This is a genomic window from Variovorax paradoxus, from assembly GCF_024734665.1.
Taxonomy (GTDB): domain Bacteria; phylum Pseudomonadota; class Gammaproteobacteria; order Burkholderiales; family Burkholderiaceae_C; genus Variovorax.
This window is the reverse complement of the sequence record NZ_CP102931.1, coordinates 5,375,949-5,394,535: the sequence shown is the minus strand read 5'-3', so window position 1 is coordinate 5,394,535 and position 18,587 is coordinate 5,375,949. Positions and strand designations below refer to the sequence as shown.

The 18,587-nt window shown below is 66.0% G+C and carries 17 protein-coding genes; all 17 read left to right on the top strand.

Annotated elements, in window-relative coordinates; all coding sequences use genetic code 11:
- Positions 1-12 precede the first annotated feature (12 nt).
- The 17 genes from NWF24_RS25515 to NWF24_RS25435 all read left to right on the top strand — a co-directional run bounded on the left by NWF24_RS25515 (position 13) and on the right by NWF24_RS25435 (position 18,579).
- Positions 13-561 carry a shikimate kinase gene (locus tag NWF24_RS25515; protein WP_258350980.1) on the top strand — a complete coding sequence of 183 codons (549 nt, stop codon included), beginning with the start codon at positions 13-15 and terminating at the stop codon, positions 559-561.
- Between the two features lie 35 nt (positions 562-596).
- Entirely contained in the window at positions 597-1,706 is a 1,110-nt protein-coding gene (gene aroB, locus NWF24_RS25510; RefSeq protein ID WP_258350979.1) for a 3-dehydroquinate synthase, read from the top strand.
- On the top strand, positions 1,703-2,833 hold the full coding sequence (locus tag NWF24_RS25505; RefSeq protein ID WP_258350978.1) for a deoxyguanosinetriphosphate triphosphohydrolase: 1,131 nt from the start codon (positions 1,703-1,705) through the stop codon (positions 2,831-2,833). Before aroB ends, NWF24_RS25505 begins: the two co-directional genes overlap by 4 nt.
- Positions 2,830-4,089 carry an MFS transporter gene (locus tag NWF24_RS25500; RefSeq protein ID WP_258350977.1) on the top strand — a complete coding sequence of 420 codons (1,260 nt, stop codon included), beginning with the start codon at positions 2,830-2,832 and terminating at the stop codon, positions 4,087-4,089. Before NWF24_RS25505 ends, NWF24_RS25500 begins: the two co-directional genes overlap by 4 nt.
- The gene (locus NWF24_RS25495) at positions 4,086-4,661 is read left to right on the top strand and encodes a DUF1415 domain-containing protein (RefSeq protein WP_258350976.1); all 576 of its coding nucleotides are present in this window, start codon (positions 4,086-4,088) and stop codon (positions 4,659-4,661) included. The genes NWF24_RS25500 and NWF24_RS25495 overlap by 4 nt, the downstream gene beginning before the upstream one ends.
- Positions 4,658-5,551 (top strand): class I SAM-dependent methyltransferase, encoded by an 894-nt coding sequence (locus NWF24_RS25490; protein WP_258350975.1) that lies wholly within the window; start codon positions 4,658-4,660, stop codon positions 5,549-5,551. Before NWF24_RS25495 ends, NWF24_RS25490 begins: the two co-directional genes overlap by 4 nt.
- A 32-nt stretch (positions 5,552-5,583) precedes the next feature.
- Positions 5,584-6,279, top strand: a complete 696-nt coding sequence (locus tag NWF24_RS25485) for a transposase (protein WP_258350974.1) — start codon at positions 5,584-5,586, stop codon at positions 6,277-6,279.
- 186 nt (positions 6,280-6,465) lie between these two features.
- Positions 6,466-11,220, top strand: coding sequence for a glutamate synthase-related protein (locus NWF24_RS25480; protein WP_258350973.1), 4,755 nt, complete (start codon positions 6,466-6,468; stop codon positions 11,218-11,220).
- Positions 11,221-11,254: 34 nt separating this feature from the next.
- Positions 11,255-12,733 (top strand): glutamate synthase subunit beta, encoded by a 1,479-nt coding sequence (locus NWF24_RS25475; protein ID WP_258350972.1) that lies wholly within the window; start codon positions 11,255-11,257, stop codon positions 12,731-12,733.
- Positions 12,734-12,799: 66 nt separating this feature from the next.
- Complete coding sequence (locus tag NWF24_RS25470; protein WP_258350971.1) at positions 12,800-13,663, top strand: ABC transporter ATP-binding protein; 864 nt, start codon at positions 12,800-12,802, stop codon at positions 13,661-13,663.
- Positions 13,660-14,442: a lipid asymmetry maintenance ABC transporter permease subunit MlaE gene (gene mlaE / locus NWF24_RS25465; protein ID WP_258350970.1), complete on the top strand. Its 783-nt coding sequence runs from the start codon at positions 13,660-13,662 to the stop codon at positions 14,440-14,442. Before NWF24_RS25470 ends, mlaE begins: the two co-directional genes overlap by 4 nt.
- A gap of 40 nt (positions 14,443-14,482) precedes the next feature.
- Positions 14,483-14,971 (top strand): outer membrane lipid asymmetry maintenance protein MlaD, encoded by a 489-nt coding sequence (gene mlaD / locus NWF24_RS25460; protein ID WP_093048574.1) that lies wholly within the window; start codon positions 14,483-14,485, stop codon positions 14,969-14,971.
- Positions 14,972-14,997: 26 nt separating this feature from the next.
- Entirely contained in the window at positions 14,998-15,735 is a 738-nt protein-coding gene (locus NWF24_RS25455) for an MlaA family lipoprotein (protein ID WP_258350968.1), read from the top strand.
- Positions 15,736-15,891: 156 nt separating this feature from the next.
- Positions 15,892-16,548, top strand: coding sequence for an MlaC/ttg2D family ABC transporter substrate-binding protein (locus tag NWF24_RS25450; RefSeq protein ID WP_258350967.1), 657 nt, complete (start codon positions 15,892-15,894; stop codon positions 16,546-16,548).
- A gap of 13 nt (positions 16,549-16,561) precedes the next feature.
- Positions 16,562-16,837, top strand: coding sequence for an STAS domain-containing protein (locus NWF24_RS25445; protein ID WP_093048583.1), 276 nt, complete (start codon positions 16,562-16,564; stop codon positions 16,835-16,837).
- A gap of 33 nt (positions 16,838-16,870) precedes the next feature.
- Positions 16,871-17,818, top strand: coding sequence for an ABC transporter ATP-binding protein (locus tag NWF24_RS25440; protein WP_093048586.1), 948 nt, complete (start codon positions 16,871-16,873; stop codon positions 17,816-17,818).
- The gene (locus tag NWF24_RS25435; RefSeq protein WP_258350966.1) at positions 17,815-18,579 is read left to right on the top strand and encodes an ABC transporter permease; all 765 of its coding nucleotides are present in this window, start codon (positions 17,815-17,817) and stop codon (positions 18,577-18,579) included. The genes NWF24_RS25440 and NWF24_RS25435 overlap by 4 nt, the downstream gene beginning before the upstream one ends.
- Positions 18,580-18,587 lie beyond the last annotated feature (8 nt).

The window sequence follows — 18,587 nt, the reverse complement described above, 5'->3', positions numbered from 1 at the left end:
AGCAGCCACCGCGTGGCGGTCGCACTCGTCGGCTTGCCCGGCGCCGGAAAATCCGCAGTGGGCCGGCGCCTGGGGATGCGGCTGGACCTTCCGTTCATCGACACCGATCACGTGATCGAGCAGCGCATAGGCTGCTCGATTCGCGATTACTTCGAGCGAGAGGGCGAAGTAGCCTTTCGAGACATCGAGCAGACCGTGATCGCCGACCTGGCTGCCAACGCCCATGGCGTTCTGGCGACCGGAGGCGGTGCGGTGCTGCGGGAGGCCAACCGCACCCAGTTGCGCGATCACTTCCACGTGATCTACCTGCGCTCCTCCCCCGAAGACCTGTTTCGGCGCCTGCGCCACGACGTCAAGCGCCCCCTGCTGCAGGTGGCCGACCCGCTGGGTCGGCTGCGCGAACTGCACGATGCGCGCGACCCGTTCTATCGGGAAACAGCCCATGACGTGGTCGATACCGGTCGCCCGTCGATCGCCATGCTGGTGAACATCATCGTGATGCAGCTGGAGCTGGCGGGCGTCGTCGAGCCAGGTGCTCACCCCGAAGAGCCCCCCGCCTGAGCCCGTCCGGGCCGCAGCGCCTAAACTCGCTGCCCATGTCCCTGCCCGTACTTTCCGCCCCGCCAGAACGCGTCGACATCCAGCTCGGCGACCGCAGCTATCCGATCCTGATCGGCGCTGGCCTGCTGGACGACCCCCAGAGCTTTGCCGTCACGCCGGCCGCAGCCACGGCCCTGATCGTCAGCAACACCACGGTGGCGCCGCTTTACGCCAAGGCGCTGCAGGCTGCCCTGGCGGACCGCTTCCGCACGGTTCACCTGCTCGAGTTGCCCGACGGCGAGGTCTACAAGAACCTGCAGACCCTGAACCTGATCTTCGACGACCTGCTGGGCCATGGCAGCGACCGCAAGACCGTGCTGTTCGCCCTAGGCGGCGGCGTGGTGGGCGATATGACCGGCTTCGCCGCCGCCAGCTACATGCGCGGCGTGCCTTTCGTGCAGGTGCCGACCACGCTGCTGGCGCAGGTCGATTCCTCGGTTGGCGGCAAGACGGCCATCAATCACCCGCTCGGCAAGAACATGATCGGCGCGTTCTACCAGCCGCAGCTCGTGGTTTGTGATCTGTCCACGCTGCAGACGCTGCCCCCGCGCGAACTGAGCGCCGGCCTGGCCGAAGTCATCAAGTACGGCCCGATCCACGACATGGCCTTCTTCGACTGGATCGAGGCGAACATTGACGCCCTCGTCGCAAGAGACCCCGCCGCGCTGGCCTGCGCCGTCAAGCGCAGCTGCGAGATCAAGGCGCTGGTGGTCGGCCAGGACGAGCGCGAGACCGGCCTGCGCGCGATTCTCAATTTCGGCCACACCTTCGGCCACGCGATCGAATCGGGCCTCGGCTATGGCGAATGGCTGCACGGCGAGGCTGTTGGCTGCGGCATGGTCATGGCTGTGCACCTGTCGCAGCGGCTCGGGGGCGTCGATGTTGCATTCGTCGATCGGCTCACGCGCCTGATCGAGCGCGCCGGCCTGCCGGTCGTCGGCCCCGCGCTGGGAGCCGAGCGCTATCTGGAGCTGATGCGCGTCGACAAGAAATCGGAAGCCGGTGAGATCCGCTTCGTGGTGATCGACCGACCCGGCTCCGCCGTGGTCCGCAGCGCGCCTGACGCGCTGGTGCGCGAAGTGCTCGCGCAGTGCTGCGCGGGATGAGTCTCGCGGCCTATGCCTGCCTGCCCGCGCGGTCGCGCGGCCGTCGGCATGCGGAGCCGCCCGCGCCTACGCGTGATGCCTTCCAGCGCGACCGTGACCGCATCGTGCATTCCACGGCCTTTCGACGACTGGTCTACAAGACGCAGGTGTTCCTGAACCACGAGGGCGATCTGTTCCGCACCCGGCTCACGCACTCGCTGGAAGTTGCCCAGCTGGGCCGCTCGATCGCCCGGGCCCTGCGCATCAACGAAGACCTGGTCGAAGCGATTGCGCTGGCCCATGACCTGGGCCACACGCCCTTCGGCCATGCGGGCCAGGACGCGCTCAACGACTGCATGGCCGGGCATGGTGGCTTCGAGCACAACCTGCAGAGCCTGCGTGTGGTCGATGCGCTGGAGCATCGCTATCCGCAGTACGACGGGCTGAATCTCAGCTTCGAGACCCGCGAGGGCATCCTCAAGCACTGCTCCCGCGCGAATGCGGAGCGCATCGAGGCGGCTGAGCCCGGGGGTGTAGCCCGGCGCTTCCTGGACCGCACGCAGCCGGCCCTCGAGGCGCAGCTGTGCAACCTCGCCGATGCCATCGCCTACAACGCCCACGACATCGACGACGGCGTGCGCTCGGGGCTCATCAGCGTCGAGCAACTGTCCGAGATCGAGCTGTTCGAGCGCCATCGCCGCGAGGCTCTTGCCGAACACCCGCAGCTGCAGGGTCGGCGCGTGCTCTACGAAACCATCCGGCGCATGCTGAGCGCGCAGGTCTACGACGTGATCGACGCGACGCGTGCGGCGCTCGAAGTCCTCGCTCCGGCCGATGCCGACGCGGTGCGCAAGGCTCCGCCCGTTGTCGCGTTCAGCGGCACCATGCAGGCCCAGTCGGAAGACCTGAAGCGCTTTCTCTTCCACAACCTTTACCGGCATCCGCAGGTCACCCAGACCACCGACCAAGCACGCGACGTGGTGCGGGAGTTGTTCGAGGCCTATCTCGAGCGCAGTGCCGAAATGCCAACTTCCTTCGCTGAGCGCGGCGACAGGCACCGCGCCGTGGCCGACTACATCGCAGGCATGACCGACCGCTTCGCAATGCGTGAACACGAGCGGCTCACAGGCCGCCGGGGGATCGCGTGAGTTCCGTCCCAGCACGTCCGCGAGTTCCCGTCGCCGCCTTTGCCGTCCTGCTGGGCGGCGTCAGCGGAGCCCTGCACTTGGGCAAGCTGCCGCCTGCCGTGCCGGCGCTGCAGGCATCGCTCGGCATCGGCCTGGTCGAGGCGGGATTCCTTTTGTCGCTCGTGCAGGTCGCAAGCATGACCCTGGGGTTGCTGGTCGGGCTTGCGGCCGACACCATCGGCCTGCGCCGCAGCATGCTGACAGGGCTGTTCGTGCTGACGGTCGCGAGCCTGCTGGGAGGCCTGGTCGGCACCAGTGCAGATGGCGGCGCGCACGCCGTGCAATGGCTGCTTCTGCTGCGCGGCATCGAAGGCATCGGCTTCCTGCTGGCGGTCATGCCGGGACCAGGGCTGATCCGCGCCCTGACCCCGCCGGGCGCGGACAAAGCGGCGCTGGGCCTCTGGGGCGCCTACATGCCGCTCGGCGTGGCCTTGGCGCTGCTGCTCGGGCCCGCCCTGATCGCCTGGGGCGGCTGGACGGGCTGGTGGTGGGCGCTGTCGCTCGTTTCGGCCGGTGCTGCGCTCTGGCTGTGGACGGTCGTGCCTGCTGATCGCACCCGCCAGGCAGCGGCAGGCCAGCCCAGCGAAGGCTGGTCATCGCGCCTGCGCGCCACTGTCGGTGCGCGTGCACCCTGGCTGATCGCGCTGACGTTCGCCGTGTACTCGTCGCAGTGGATGGCCGTCATCGGCTTCCTGCCCGCCATCTATGCGGGTGCGGGCGTGCCGGCCGCCTGGAACGCGGTGCTCACCGCGCTCGCGGCCGCGATGAACATCGTCGGCAACATTGCCGGCGGCCGCTGGCTGCAGCGCGGTGTGGCGCCCGAACGCCTGCTGCAACTCGGCTTCCTGACGATGGCGCTGGGCGGCGTGGCCGCCTTCGCGCAAACAGGGCAGGGCGCCGACGCCCTGGGCCTGCCGCCCGCGCTGCGCTACATCGCCGTCTGCGCCTTCTCGCTGGGCGGCGGCATGGTGCCGGCCACGCTGTTCCTGCTGGGCGTGCGGCTGGCACCCGGGCCCACCACCGTGTCGACGACCGTCGGCCTCATGCAGCAGGCTTCCTCGCTCGGCCAGTTCCTGGCCCCGCCCGCGGTGGCGTGGCTGGCCCACTGCGTTGGCGGCTGGCACTGGACCTGGACGGCCACGCTGGCCTGTTCGCTGGCCGGCATGGCGATCGCGCGGCGACTGGGGCGGATTCGCCCTGCGGCGGAGATGGCATGACCCATCCGACGACAATTGCAGCCGCCCAGGCCGAAGCGGACACGCGGCGCTGGCTCGAACGCGCGGTGATCGGCCTCAACCTGTGCCCCTTCGCAAAGGCCGTGCACGTGAAGGCGCAGATTCACTACGCCGTGTACGAGCCCACCGAAGCGGCTGACCTGATGGATGCGCTACTGGCCGAAGCCAAAGACCTCGCAGCGCTCGACGCCGCCGTGCGCGACACCACACTTCTGATTGCACCGAACACCTTGGCCGACTTCCTGGACTTCAACGATTTCGCGGCGCGTGCCGAACGCCGGCTTGCGCGCGCCGGTTTCGACGGCGTGTTCCAGCTGGCGAGCTTTCATCCGCAGTTCCAGTTCGCCGGCACCGAAGCCGACGACCTCGGCAACGCCACCAACCGCGCGCCATACCCCACGCTGCACCTGCTGCGCGAGGACAGCGTGAGCCGCGCGGTCGAGGCGTTCCCCGAGGCGGAGGCCATCTTCGAGCGCAACATCGACACGCTCGAAGCGCTGGGGTCCGATGGCTGGGCGGCGCTCGACGTCGGCCCCGGGAGTGCCAAGCCATGAACACCAAAGCCGCATCGAAACCGGTGACGAAGACGAACAAGGCAGTCAAGGCTGATGCCGAGCTGGCCGATGCCCTGCGCCCTGGCCAGTCCGTCGAGTTGCTCAAGGAGCTGCACATCCTCACCCGCGAGGGGCGGCTCAACCAGGACTCGCGGCGCAAGCTCAAGCAGGTCTACCACCTGTTCCAGTTCATCGAGCAGCTGCTGCGCGAGTTGCCGGAAGAGGGCGCAGGCGCCACGCTGGCCGACCATGGCGCGGGCAAGTCGTACCTCGGCTTCATCATCTACGACCTGTTCTTTCGGGCGCGGCAGGGCAGCAGCGGCCATGTCTACGGCATCGAGACGCGCGGCGAACTGGTCGAGCGCTCGCGTGCGCTGGCGCAGCGGCTGGGCTTCGACCGCATGTCGTTCCTGAACCTCACCGTGGCCGAATCGGCGCAGGCAAGCGAACTGCCGGAGCAGATCGACGTGGTCACCGCGCTGCACGCCTGCGACACCGCCACCGACGACGCCATCGCCTTTGGCCTGGCCAAGAAGGCGCGCTGCATGGTGCTCGTGCCCTGCTGCCAGGCCGAAGTGGCCGCCTGCCTGCGCGAAACCAAGGCGCTGGCACTCTCGCGTACACCGCTGGCCGAGCTGTGGCGCCATCCGCTGCACACGCGCGAAATCGGCAGCCAGCTCACCAACGTGCTGCGCTGCTTGTATCTCGAAGCCAACGGCTACAGCGTTACGGTGACCGAACTGGTCGGCTGGGAGCACAGCATGAAGAACGAACTGATCCTGGCGCGCTACACGGGCCAGCGCAAGGCGAGTGCGGCGACGCGGCTGCGCGAGTTGCTGGCGCAGTTCGGGCTCGACACGCTGGGCGACACGCGCTTCCGTCTCGCCTGAACGCTGGCGCGCAACTCGCGTCCGCATACCCCATGGCCCGCCTTCCCCGCCTCACGCTGGCCGACATGCCGCACCATGTGATTCAGCGCGGCAACAACCGCCAGCCGATCTTCATGGACCGGGCGGATCACGAGAAGCTGCTCGCGCTGCTGGCCGAGAACGCCACGCGCTTCGGCATCGCGCTGCATGCCTATGTGTTGATGGACAACCACTTTCATCTGCTGGCCACGCCCAACAGCACCACCGGCCTGCCCCAGTTCATGCAGTCGGTGGGTCGCAGCTACGTGCGCTACTTCAACGACCGCCACGGCCGCAGCGGCACGCTGTGGGAAGGCCGCTACCGGTCGACGCTGATCCAGACCGACCGCTACCTGCTGACCTGCATGGCCTACATCGACCTCAACCCGGTGCGGGCGGGCATGGTGGCCGATGCGCGCGACTTTCCGTGGTCCAGCCACGGCCACTACGCCGGGCTGCGGCACGACCGGTTGCTGACGCCGCATCCGCTGTACTGGGAGCTTGGCAACACGCCGTTCGCGCGGGAGGCCGCGTATGTCGAGTTGGTGCGCGGCGGGGTACGCGCGGCTGACCAAAGCGCGCTGACCGAAGCCACCTTGCGGGGCTGGGCTGCCGGTGACGACGATTTTCTCGACGGCCTGCAGAAGTCCACCGACCGCCGGGTGGTCAAAGCCAAGGCCGGCCGGCCGCCTTCGAACAGCTCATCCTGAGCTGAAAAGCGGCACCAATTCATTGCACCGATTGGTCTTTGTGCTCCTGTTTTTGATATGTCCCTAATTTAATTCCGATAAGAAAACTCAACATTTAATAAGAATCTGACCCCTATTAAAGTGTTTGGCATTCTTTGTGCATCGCAATATGCTCCCTTTCCCTGCGAAAACTGAAGGAGCGCGCCCATGACGACGGCTGCCGAGATTCAACATCTCCAAGAACACGGTCTGTATTCCGGTGCCGACGAGCACGATGCCTGCGGCGTCGGCTTCGTTGCACACATCAAGGGCGAAAAAAGCCATGCCATCGTGCTGCAGGGCTTGAAGATCCTCGAAAACCTCGACCATCGCGGCGCCGTGGGCGCTGACAAGCTGATGGGCGACGGCGCTGGCATCCTGATCCAGTTGCCCGACCACCTGTACCGCGAAGAAATGGCGAAGCAGGGCGTCACGCTGCCCCCGCCGGGCGAGTACGGCGTCGGCATGATCTTCCTGCCGAAGGAACACGCCTCGCGCGAGGCCTGCGAACAAGAGATGGAACGCGCCATCAAGGCCGAAGGCCAGGTGCTGCTCGGCTGGCGCGACGTGCCGGTCAACCGCGACATGCCCATGTCGCCCACCGTGCGCGAAAAAGAGCCGCTGCTGCGCCAGGTCTTCATCGGCCGCGGCAACGACGTGATCGTGCAGGACGCGCTGGAACGCAAGCTCTACGTGATCCGCAAGACCGCCAGTGCCAACATCCAGCGCCTGAAGCTCAAGCACAGCAAGGAATACTACGTTCCCAGCATGTCGAGCCGCACCGTGGTCTACAAAGGCCTGCTGCTGGCCGACCAGGTCGGTACCTACTACCTCGACCTGCAGGACAAGCGCTGCGTCTCGGCCCTGGGCCTGGTGCACCAGCGCTTCTCGACCAACACCTTCCCCGAGTGGCCGCTGGCCCACCCGTACCGCTACGTCGCCCACAACGGCGAAATCAACACGGTCAAGGGCAACTACAACTGGATGAAGGCACGTGAAGGCGTGATGTCGTCGCCGGTTCTGGGCGCCGACCTGCAGAAGCTCTACCCCATCAGCTTCGCCGGCCAGTCCGACACCGCCACCTTCGACAACTGCCTCGAGCTGCTGACGATGGCTGGCTACCCCATCAGCCAGGCCGTGATGATGATGATTCCCGAGCCCTGGGAACAGCACGCCACCATGGACCCGCGCCGCCGCGCGTTCTATGAGTACCACGCCGCCATGCTCGAGCCGTGGGACGGCCCGGCCTCCATCGTGTTCACCGACGGCCGCCAGATCGGCGCCACGCTCGACCGCAACGGCCTGCGCCCCTCGCGCTACTGCGTGACCGATGACGACCTGGTCATCATGGCGTCGGAATCGGGCGTGCTGCCCGTGCCCGAACAGAAGATCGTGCGCAAGTGGCGCCTGCAGCCCGGCAAGATGTTCCTCATCGACCTGGAGCAGGGCCGCCTGATCGACGACGAGGAGGTCAAGTCCAACCTCGCCAACAGCAAGCCCTACAAGCAGTGGATCGAGAACCTGCGCATCAAGCTCGACAGCGTCAAGGCCGAGCCGGTCTCCGCGCCGCTGAGCCAGGTCGCGCTGCTCGACCGCCAGCAGGCCTTCGGCTACACCCAGGAAGACATCAAGTTCCTGATGAGCCCGATGGCGCAAGCCGGCGAAGAGGGCATCGGCTCCATGGGCAACGACAGCCCGCTGGCCGTACTCTCCAGCAAGAACAAGCCGCTGTACAACTACTTCAAGCAGTTGTTCGCGCAGGTGACGAACCCGCCGATCGACCCGATCCGCGAAGCCATCGTGATGTCGCTGGTGTCCTTCATCGGCCCCAAGCCCAACCTGCTGGACATCAACCAGGTCAACCCGCCGATGCGGCTCGAAGTGAGCCAGCCGATCCTCGACTTCGCCGACATGGCGAAGCTGCGCGACATCGGCAAGTACACGCAGGGCAAGTTCAAGAGCTATGCGCTCGACATCACCTACCCGCTCGCCTGGGGCGACGAAGGCGTCGAAGCCAAGCTGGCCTCGCTGTGCGCCGAAGCGGTGGACGCCATCAAGGGCGGCCACAACATCCTGATCATCAGTGACCGCGGCGTGAGCCCGACGCAAGTGGCCATTCCCGCCGTGCTGGCCCTGTCGGCCGTGCACCAGTACCTCGTGCGCGAAGGCCTGCGCACCACCGCCGGCTTGGTGGTCGAGACTGGCTCGGCCCGCGAAGTGCATCACTTCGGCGTGCTGGCGGGCTATGGCGCCGAAGCCGTGCACCCCTACCTCGCCATGGAAACGCTGGCGGCCATGCACGCCGACCTGCCGGGCGACCTGAGCGCCGACAAGGCGGTCTACAACTACGTCAAGGCCATCGGCAAGGGCCTGTCGAAGATCATGTCGAAGATGGGTGTCAGCACCTACATGAGCTACTGCGGCGCGCAGCTGTTCGAAGCCATCGGCCTGAACAGCGAGACGGTGAACAAGTACTTCACCGGCACCGCCAGCCGTGTGGAAGGCATCGGCGTCTTCGAGATCGCCGAGGAAGCCATCCGCATGCACAAGGCCGCCTTCGGCGACGACCCGGTGCTCTCCAACATGCTCGACGCAGGCGGCGAATACGCCTGGCGCACGCGCGGCGAAGAGCACATGTGGACGCCCGACGCCATCGCCAAGCTGCAGCACAGCACGCGCTCCAACAACTGGAACACGTACAAGGAATACGCGCAGCTCATCAACGACCAGAACCGCCGTCACCTCACGCTGCGCGGCCTGTTCGAGTTCAAGATCGATCCGGCCAAGGCCATTCCGGTGGACGAAGTCGAATCCGCCGCCGATATCGTCAAGCGCTTTGCCACCGGCGCGATGTCGCTCGGCTCGATCAGCACCGAGGCGCACTCCACGCTCGCCATTGCCATGAACCGCATCGGCGGCAAGAGCAACACCGGCGAAGGCGGCGAAGACCCCGCACGCTACCGCAACGAGCTCAAGGGCATCCCGATCAAGCTGGGCGACACGCTCAAGAGCGTGATCGGCGCCGAGAACGTCGAGGTCGACCTGCCGCTGAAGGACGGCGACTCGCTGCGTTCGCGCATCAAGCAGGTCGCGTCGGGCCGCTTCGGCGTCACAGCCGAGTACCTGCATTCGGCCGACCAGATCCAGATCAAGATGGCGCAGGGCGCCAAGCCGGGCGAGGGCGGTCAGCTGCCGGGCGGCAAGGTCACCGAGTACATCGGCAAGCAGCGCTATGCCGTGCCGGGCGTGGGCCTCATTTCGCCGCCGCCGCACCATGACATCTACTCGATCGAAGACTTGGCGCAGCTCATTCACGACCTGAAGAACACCGCCCCGCACGCCAGCATCAGCGTGAAGCTGGTGAGCGAAATCGGCGTGGGCACCATCGCGGCCGGCGTGGCCAAGTGCAAGAGCGACCACGTCGTGATCGCCGGCCATGACGGCGGCACGGGCGCCTCGCCCTGGTCGTCGATCAAGCATGCGGGCAGTCCGTGGGAAATCGGCCTGGCCGAAACGCAGCAGACGCTGGTGCTCAACCGCCTGCGCAGCCGCATCCGCGTGCAGGCCGACGGCCAGATGAAGACCGGCCGCGACGTCGCCATCGGCGCGCTGCTGGGCGCCGATGAGTTCGGCTTTGCCACCGCCCCGCTGGTGGTCGAGGGCTGCATCATGATGCGCAAGTGCCACCTGAACACCTGCCCGGTGGGCGTGGCCACGCAAGACCCGGTGCTGCGCAAGAAGTTCTCGGGCAAGCCCGAGCATGTCGTCAACTACTTCTTCTTCGTTGCCGAAGAAGTGCGCCAGATCATGGCCCAGCTCGGCATCCGCAAGTTCGACGACCTGATCGGCCGCGCCGACCTGCTCGACATGCGCAAGGGCATCGAGCACTGGAAGGCTTCGGGCCTGGACTTCAGCCGCCTGTTCGCGCTGCCTAACGTGCCGGCCGACGTGCCGCGCTTCCATGTCGAGAACCAGGATCACGGCCTCGACAAGGCGCTGGACGTGAAGCTCATCGAAAAATCGCGTCCCGCCATCGACAAGGGCGAGAAGGTGCAGTTCATCGAGGTGGCGCGCAACGTCAACCGCTCGGTGGGCGCAATGCTCTCCGGCGCGCTGACCAAGGTGCACCCGCAGGGCTTGCCCGACGACTCGATCCGCATCCAGCTCGAAGGCACGGGCGGCCAGTCGTTCGGCGCCTTCCTGGCACGCGGCATCACGCTGTACCTGATCGGCGACGCCAACGACTACACCGGCAAGGGCCTTTCGGGCGGCCGCGTGGTGGTGCGCCCCAGCCTCGACTTCCGCGGTGAAGCGGTGCGCAACACCATCGTCGGCAACACCGCGCTGTACGGCGCGACCACCGGCGAGGCCTACCTGTGCGGCGTGGCCGGCGAGCGTTTTGCGGTGCGCCTGTCGGGTGCCACGGCGGTCATCGAAGGCACCGGCGACCACGGCTGCGAATACATGACCGGCGGCACGGTGGCCGTGCTCGGCAAGACGGGCCGCAACTTCGCGGCCGGCATGAGCGGTGGCGTTGCCTTCGTCTACGACGAAGACGGCCAGTTCGCCACGCGCTGCAACCTCTCGATGGTTTCGCTCGACAAGGTGCTGACCTCGGCCGAGCAGACCGCGAGCGTGCATCGCAAGATCTGGCACGGCGGCGTCACCGACGAAGCGCAGCTGAAGAAGCTGCTCGAAGAGCACCACCGCTGGACCGGCAGCAAGCGCGCACGCGAGCTGCTCGACAACTGGGCCGTGTCGCGCACGAAGTTCGTGAAGGTGTTCCCGAACGAATACAAGCGCGCGCTGGCCGAGCTGCACGACCGCAAGGTCGAGCTCACCAGCAGCGGCAACAACGCGCACATCGGCCTCGAGCCGCACGCGCTGGCTCCCGCACCGCAAACGGCCCCGGCTTCGGTCTGAGCGCCCACGAGTACAGAGAACAAAGGAAAGCACGATGGGAAAGATCACCGGCTTCATGGAGCATGAGCGTGTCGAAGAGGGCTACAAGCCCATCGAAGAGCGCGTCAAGCACTACAAGGAATTCGTCGTCGGCCTGGATACCGAGCAGGCCAAGGTGCAGGGCGCGCGCTGCATGGACTGCGGCACGCCGTTCTGCAACAGCGGCTGCCCGGTCAACAACATCATTCCGGACTTCAACGACCTCGTGTACCGCAACGACTGGCAAAACGCCTTCGCGGTGCTCGACTCGACCAACAACTTTCCCGAGTTCACCGGCCGCATCTGCCCCGCGCCCTGCGAGGCAGCCTGCGTGCTCAACGTGAACGACGACGCGGTCGGCATCAAGTCGCTGGAGCACGCGATCATCGACCGCGCCTGGGACGAAGGCTGGGTGGCGCCGCGCGTCGCCAAGCACAAGACCGGCAAGAAGGTGGCAGTGGTGGGTTCGGGCCCGGCCGGCATGGCGGCCGCACAGCAGCTCGCGCGCGCCGGCCACGACGTGACGCTGTTCGAGAAGAACGACCGCATCGGCGGCCTGCTGCGCTACGGCATTCCCGACTTCAAGATGGAGAAGTCGCACATCGATCGCCGCGTCGAGCAGATGAAGGCCGAAGGCGTGACCTTCCGCACCGGCGTGATGGTCGGTGCCGCGAAAGACCCGCTGGGCAAGGGCTCCAAGGTCACGAACCTGGCCAAGGAAACCGTCACGCCCGAGCAACTGCAGAAAGAGTTCGACGCCGTGCTGCTCACAGGCGGTGCCGAGCAGTCGCGCGACCTGCCGGCGCCCGGCCGCGACCTCGACGGCATCCACTTCGCGATGGAGTTTTTGCCTCAGCAGAACCGTGTCAACGCGGGCGACAAGGTCAAGGGCCAGCTGCGCGCCGACGGCAAGCACGTGATCGTCATCGGCGGTGGCGACACCGGCTCCGACTGCGTGGGCACCAGCAACCGCCATGGCGCGGTCAGCGTCACGCAGTTCGAGCTGATGCCCCAGCCGCCCGAGGAAGAAAACCGCCCGCTGACCTGGCCGTACTGGCCGATCAAGCTGCGCACCAGCTCCAGCCATGAAGAGGGCTGCGAGCGCGAGTTCGCGATCTCCACCAAGGAATTCATCGGCGAAAAGGGCAAGGTCACCGGCCTGAAGACCGTTCGCGTCGAATGGAAGGACGGCAAGATGCAGGAAGTGGCCGGCAGCGAGCAGATCCTCAAGGCCGACCTGGTGCTGCTCGCGATGGGCTTCATCAGCCCCGTGGCCACCGTGCTCGACGCCTTCGGCGTGGAGAAGGATGCCCGCGGCAACGCCAAGGCCACGGTCGACTTCATCGGCGGCTATGTCACCAACATTCCGAAGGTTTTTGCCGCCGGCGACATCCGCCGCGGACAGTCGCTGGTGGTGTGGGCCATTCGTGAAGGCCGACAGGCCGCGCGCTCGGTGGATGAGTTCCTGATGGGGTTCAGCGACCTGCCGCGCTGAATTTTGTTTCAATTTCGCGGGGCCGGCCACGGCCCCGTTATCATCCGCGTCAAACCGCATGCCGGGATGCTTGAAAAAGCGCCCGGCTTTTTTATTGAGATGGACCCAGCCGCACCACTGCCACATCCCTTCGTAGAGTTCCGCGACGTCACGTTCGGCTATGGCGCACGCGCCATCCTCGACGGCGTTTCGTTCTCCGTGCCGCGAGGCAAGGTAACGGCTCTGATGGGGGCATCGGGCGGTGGCAAGACCACCGTGCTTCGCCTGATCGGCGGGCAGCAGAAGGCCCAGCGCGGCGAGGTGCTCTTCGACGGCCACGATGTCGGCAAGTTCGATGCAACCTCGCTCTATGCAGCGCGGCGTCGCATGGGCATGCTGTTCCAGTTCGGCGCGCTGTTCACCGACATGACCGTGTTCGACAACGTGGCGTTTCCGCTGCGCGAGCACACACAACTCTCCGAAGCGCTGGTGCGCGACGTGGTGCTCATGAAGCTCGATGCCGTCGGCCTGCGCGGTGCGCGCGACCTGATGCCCAGCGAGGTGTCGGGCGGCATGGCGCGGCGCGTGGCGCTCGCGCGCGCCATCGCGCTCGACCCCGACCTCGTGATGTACGACGAACCTTTCGCCGGGCTCGACCCGATCTCGCTCGGCACCGCCGCGCGTTTGATCCGCCAGCTCAACGACACGCTCGGGCTCACAAGCATCATCGTGTCGCACGATCTCGAAGAAACCTTCCGCATCGCCGACCATGTGATCATCCTGGCCAACGGCGGCATCGCCGCACAGGGCACGCCCGACGAAGTGCGCCACAGCGCCGATCCGCTGGTCCATCAGTTCGTCAATGCGCTGCCCGACGGGCCGGTGCGTTTCCACTACCCCGGCGTCAGCATCGAGGACGACTTCGGCAATGTCGAAGGAGGGCGCTCATGAGCTGGTGGAAGCCCGCAGACGTCGGCTTCGGCGTGCGCCGCCATCTGGCCAACCTGGGCTATGGCGCGAAGCTGTTCATGCGCTTGGTCGGCCCGGGCGCGCAGATCATGCGCCGCTTCGGGCTGGTGCGTGACCAGATCCATTTCCTGGGTAACTACTCGCTCGCGATCATCGGCGTGTCGGGGCTGTTCGTGGGCTTCGTGCTCGGGCTGCAGATGTACTACGCGCTGCAGCGCTACGGTTCTTCCGAAGCGCTCGGCCTGCTGGTCACGCTGAGCCTGGTGCGCGAGCTCGGGCCCGTGGTGGCGGCCTTGCTGTTCACCGGGCGCGCGGGCACATCGCTCACTGCCGAGATCGGTCTCATGAAGGCCGATGAGCAGCTGAGCGCCATGGAAATGATGGCGATCGATCCGGTGCAGCGCGTGCTCGCGCCGCGTTTCTGGGCTGGCGTCATCACCATGCCGCTGCTGGCGGCTGTGTTCAGCGCGGTCGGCATCATGGGCGGCTACGTGGTGGGCGTGCTGATGCTGGGTGTCGACCCGGGCGCGTTCTGGGGCCAGATGCAGGGCGGCGTCGATGTGTGGCGCGACGTCGGCAACGGCGTCATCAAGAGCATCGTCTTCGGTTTTACCGTGACCTTCATCGCGCTGCTGCAGGGCTACGAAGCCCAGCCCACGCCCGAAGGCGTGTCGCGCGCGACCACGCGGACCGTGGTGACGGCATCGCTGGCGGTGCTGGGGCTGGACTTCCTCCTGACCGCCATGATGTTCAGTATCTAAAGAGGCTCGGCCTCCATCGTTCTAGACAGAGAGTCAAACCATGCAACGTTCCAACAACGACATCTGGGTCGGCCTGTTCGTGCTGATCGGCGCGGCGGCGCTGCTGTTTCTCGCGCTGCAGTCGGCCAACCTGCTGAGCCTGAATTTCCAGAAGACCTATTCGGTGACCGCGCGCTTCGACAACATCGGCGGGCTCAAGCCGCAAACCGCTGTGAAAAGCGCGGGGGTTGTGGTCGGCCGTGTGGAATCCATCTCCTTCAACGACAAGTCCTTTCAGGCCGACGTCACGCTGGCTTTGCAAAACCGCTACAGTTTTCCCAAGGACAGCTCGCTCAAGATCCTGACCAGTGGCCTGCTCGGTGAGCAGTACATCGGGATCGAGGCGGGCGCCGAAGACAAGAACTTGCAGGCCGGCGACACCATCACCTCGACCCAGTCGGCCGTGGTGCTGGAAAACCTGATCAGCCAGTTCCTGTACAGCAAGGCGGCCGAAGGCAATTCGACGCCTGGAACAGCCAACAAGAAATGAAAACACGATCTTTTTTGTCTTCTGCTATGAATAACGTAGCAATTCGCGCCCGTTGGGTGGGCGCCGCAGCTTTTCTTGCACTGATGGCCGGTTGCGCCACCGGACCCAACGCCAATCCGGCCGACCCTCTCGAGCCGTTCAACCGCGGGGTCTCGCGCTTCAACGACACCGTTGACGATGCAGTGCTCGTTCCCGTGGCCACGGCCTACCAGAAGGCGCTGCCTTCGATGGTGCGCACCGGCGTGAACAACTTCTTCGGCAACATCGGCGATGTCTGGAGCCTGGCCAACAACGTGGCCCAGCTCAAGCTGCAGAACAGCGCCGAGACATTCATGCGCCTGAACGTCAACACCTTCTTCGGGCTCGGCGGCCTGCTGGACGTGGCAACCGAGGCCGGCATTCCCCGTCACGAGGAAGACTTCGGCCAGACGCTGGGCTACTGGGGCGTGGGCCCGGGCCCGTACGTCGTGCTGCCGCTGCTGGGCTCCTCGACGCTGCGCGACACCGCAGCCAAGCCGCTCGACATGTACGGCGACCCGCTGGGCCATGTGGAAGACATCCCCTGGCGCAATTCGCTGACGGTGCTGCGCATCGTCGACACGCGCTCGCAGTACCTGCGCGCGAGCCGCCTGCTCGGCGATGCGGCGCTCGACAAGTATTCGTTCACGCGCGATGCGTTCCTGCAGCGCCGCCGCAGCCAGGTCTACGACGGCAATCCGCCGGATGACGGCGGTGGCAGCGACGGTGGTGGCGGCGACAAGTAAGCCGCAAGAGGAGGGGAGGCTGCTTGCATCCGGTTGCAAGGCTTCACCTCCCGGACAGGAACCCGGTCGGCCCCAGGGGGCTCGAATCCGTTCCTGTCTCAGCACCCGGTTTTTCCGGGTGCCTGCAGATTTTCAAACTTGAATGAGGGACTCTTCATGAACAACAAGACCTTGCAACGTCGCGATCTTGGCCGCCTGGTGCTGGCCGGTGCCCTGCTGTTCGGTGCGGCTGTCGCCTTCGTCCAGCCCGCCCGTGCCGCCGACGAAGCGCCCGATGCGCTCGTCAAGCGCCTCTCGACCGACGTGCTCGAAACGATCAAGGCCGACTCGTCCATCAAGTCGGGCGACGTCAACAAGATCATGCTGCTGGTCGACAGCAAGATCATGCCCAACGTCAACTTCCAGCGCATGACGGCCTCGGCAGTCGGCCCGGCCTGGCGCACTGCAACGCCCGAGCAGCAAAAACGCCTGCAGGACGAGTTCAAGGCCCTGCTGGTGCGCACTTATGCCGGCGCGCTCGACCAGGTGACCGACCAGACCGTCACCATCCGCCCGTTCCGCGGCTCGCCCGACGACAAGGACGTGCTGGTGCGCACCGAGGTCCAGGGCCGTGGCGATCCGGTTCAGCTCGACTACCGCCTCGAAAAGACCCCCGGCCAGGGCGCCGGCTGGAAGGTCTACAACCTGAATGTGCTGGGCGTGTGGCTGGTCGACACCTACCGCACCCAGTTCGCGCAGGAAATCAACAAGAACGGCATCGACGGCCTGATCGCCGCGCTGGCCGCGCGCAACAAGGGCAACAGCAAGGGCTGACCGGGCGCACGCGATGCTGGTCCTGCCCACCCGACTCACTCACGACGAGGCCCCCGCCTGCATGCGCATGCTGCAGCAGGGGCTGAAAGGCCAGGCCGACTCGTCGTCCACTGTGGTCGACGCGACCGCGCTGGCCCAGTTCGATTCATCGGCGCTGGCTGTACTGCTCGAATGCAGGCGCGAGTCGAGCGCGCTGGGCCGCGGCTTCTCCGTCAAAGGCCTGTCGCCTCGCTTGCGCGAACTCGCGGCGCTGTATGGCATTGCGGGCCTTTTGCCCGCCGCGCCCTGAAAAAGTAACGGCCCCTTAAAATCGCGGGCTCCCATGCCCGCGATTTCATTTCAATCGGTCTCCAAGACCTACCCCCCCTCCAGACAACAAAAAGCCCAGGGCAAGCCAGGGCTCAAGGCTGTCGACGAGGTCAGCTTCCAGATCGAACCGGGCGAATTCTTCGGCCTGCTCGGCCCGAACGGCGCGGGCAAGACCACCCTGATCAGCATGCTCGCGGGCCTGTCGCGGCCCACGGCCGGTGCCATCAGCGTCCATGGCTTCGACGTGCAGCGCGACTTTGCGCAGGCGCGCCGCCAGCTTGGCATCGTGCCGCAGGAGCTGGTGTTCGACCCCTTCTTCAACGTGCGTGAATCGCTGCGCATCCAGTCGGGCTACTTCGGCATCAAGAACAACGAGGCCTGGATCGACGAGCTGCTGCAAAGCCTGGGCCTCGCCGACAAGGCCACGGCCAATATGCGCCAGCTCTCGGGCGGCATGAAGCGCCGGGTGCTGGTGGCACAGGCGCTGGTGCACAAGCCGCCGGTGATCGTGCTCGACGAGCCCACGGCCGGTGTCGACGTGGAACTGCGCCAGACGCTCTGGCAGTTCGTCGCCCGGCTCAACAAGCAGGGCAGCACCGTGCTGCTCACCACCCATTACCTCGAAGAGGCCGAGGCACTGTGCAGCCGCATCGCGATGCTCAAGCAGGGCCGCGTGATCGCACTCGACCGCACCAGCGAACTGCTGAAATCGGCCGCGAGCAACGTGCTGCGCTTCAAGACCGATGCCATGCTGCCCTGGGCCATTGCCCAGCACGCGCGCATCACCGGGCGCATCGTGCAGCTGCCGGCGCAGAACGCCCATGAAGTCGAACAACTGCTGGCCGCCATCCGCGAAGCCGGCGTCGCGGTGGAAGACGTGGAAATGCGCAAGGCCGACCTGGAAGACGTGTTCATCGACCTGATGGCAGGCGAGCAAACCCCGTTGGAGGTCGCGCGATGATGGCCGTCACGGGTTGGCGCGCGCTGCTCTACAAGGAGACGCTGCGTTTCTGGAAGGTCGGCTTCCAGACCGTGGGGGCGCCAGTGCTCACCGCGCTGCTGTACCTGATGGTGTTCGGCCACGTGCTCGAAGACCACGTGAAGGTCTACGGCACGGTCGGCTACACGGCCTTCCTGGTGCCCGGCCTCGTGATGATGAGCGTGCTGCAGAACGCCTTTGCCAACAGCTCGTCGTCGATCATCCAGAGCAAGATCATGGGCAACCTGGTCTTCGTGCTGCTCACGCCGCTGTCGCACTGGGGCTGGTTCTTCGCCTATGTGGGCTCGTCGATCATCCGCGGGCTGGCCGTGGGGCTGGGCGTGTTCGTCGTCACGGTGCTGTTCGCGCAGCCGAGTTTCGTCGCGCCGGTCTGGATCATCGTGTTCGCGCTGCTGGGCTCGGCCATGTTGGGCACGCTGGGCCTCATCGCCGGTCTCTGGGCCGAGAAGTTCGACCAGATGGCGGTGTTCCAGAACTTCCTGATCATGCCCATGACCTTCCTGTCGGGCGTGTTCTATTCGATCGGTTCGCTGCCCCCGTTCTGGCAGAGCGTGAGCCACCTGAACCCGTTCTTCTACATGATCGACGGCTTCCGCTACGGCTTCTTCGGCGTGAGCGACGCCTCGCCCTGGCTCAGCCTGGGCATCGTCGGCACCGCCTGGCTGGTGGTGAGCGCCATCGCTGTCCACCTGCTTCGCATCGGCTACAAAATTCGAGGCTGAAAAAGCCT

Excerpts from the sequence above, each read along its gene's own strand:
- aroB (WP_258350979.1), top strand. The coding sequence starts at position 597 with ATGTCCCTGCCCGTACTTTCCGCCCCGCCAGAACGCGTCGACATCCAG.
- NWF24_RS25505 (WP_258350978.1), top strand. The coding sequence starts at position 1,703 with ATGAGTCTCGCGGCCTATGCCTGCCTGCCCGCGCGGTCGCGCGGCCGT.
- NWF24_RS25495 (WP_258350976.1), top strand. The coding sequence starts at position 4,086 with ATGACCCATCCGACGACAATTGCAGCCGCCCAGGCCGAAGCGGACACG.
- NWF24_RS25490 (WP_258350975.1), top strand. The coding sequence starts at position 4,658 with ATGAACACCAAAGCCGCATCGAAACCGGTGACGAAGACGAACAAGGCA.
- NWF24_RS25485 (WP_258350974.1), top strand. The coding sequence starts at position 5,584 with ATGGCCCGCCTTCCCCGCCTCACGCTGGCCGACATGCCGCACCATGTG.
- NWF24_RS25480 (WP_258350973.1), top strand. The coding sequence starts at position 6,466 with ATGACGACGGCTGCCGAGATTCAACATCTCCAAGAACACGGTCTGTAT.
- NWF24_RS25475 (WP_258350972.1), top strand. The coding sequence starts at position 11,255 with ATGGGAAAGATCACCGGCTTCATGGAGCATGAGCGTGTCGAAGAGGGC.
- NWF24_RS25470 (WP_258350971.1), top strand. The coding sequence starts at position 12,800 with ATGCTTGAAAAAGCGCCCGGCTTTTTTATTGAGATGGACCCAGCCGCA.
- mlaE (WP_258350970.1), top strand. The coding sequence starts at position 13,660 with ATGAGCTGGTGGAAGCCCGCAGACGTCGGCTTCGGCGTGCGCCGCCAT.
- mlaD (WP_093048574.1), top strand. The coding sequence starts at position 14,483 with ATGCAACGTTCCAACAACGACATCTGGGTCGGCCTGTTCGTGCTGATC.
- NWF24_RS25455 (WP_258350968.1), top strand. The coding sequence starts at position 14,998 with ATGAATAACGTAGCAATTCGCGCCCGTTGGGTGGGCGCCGCAGCTTTT.
- NWF24_RS25450 (WP_258350967.1), top strand. The coding sequence starts at position 15,892 with ATGAACAACAAGACCTTGCAACGTCGCGATCTTGGCCGCCTGGTGCTG.
- NWF24_RS25445 (WP_093048583.1), top strand. The coding sequence starts at position 16,562 with ATGCTGGTCCTGCCCACCCGACTCACTCACGACGAGGCCCCCGCCTGC.
- NWF24_RS25440 (WP_093048586.1), top strand. The coding sequence starts at position 16,871 with ATGCCCGCGATTTCATTTCAATCGGTCTCCAAGACCTACCCCCCCTCC.
- NWF24_RS25435 (WP_258350966.1), top strand. The coding sequence starts at position 17,815 with ATGATGGCCGTCACGGGTTGGCGCGCGCTGCTCTACAAGGAGACGCTG.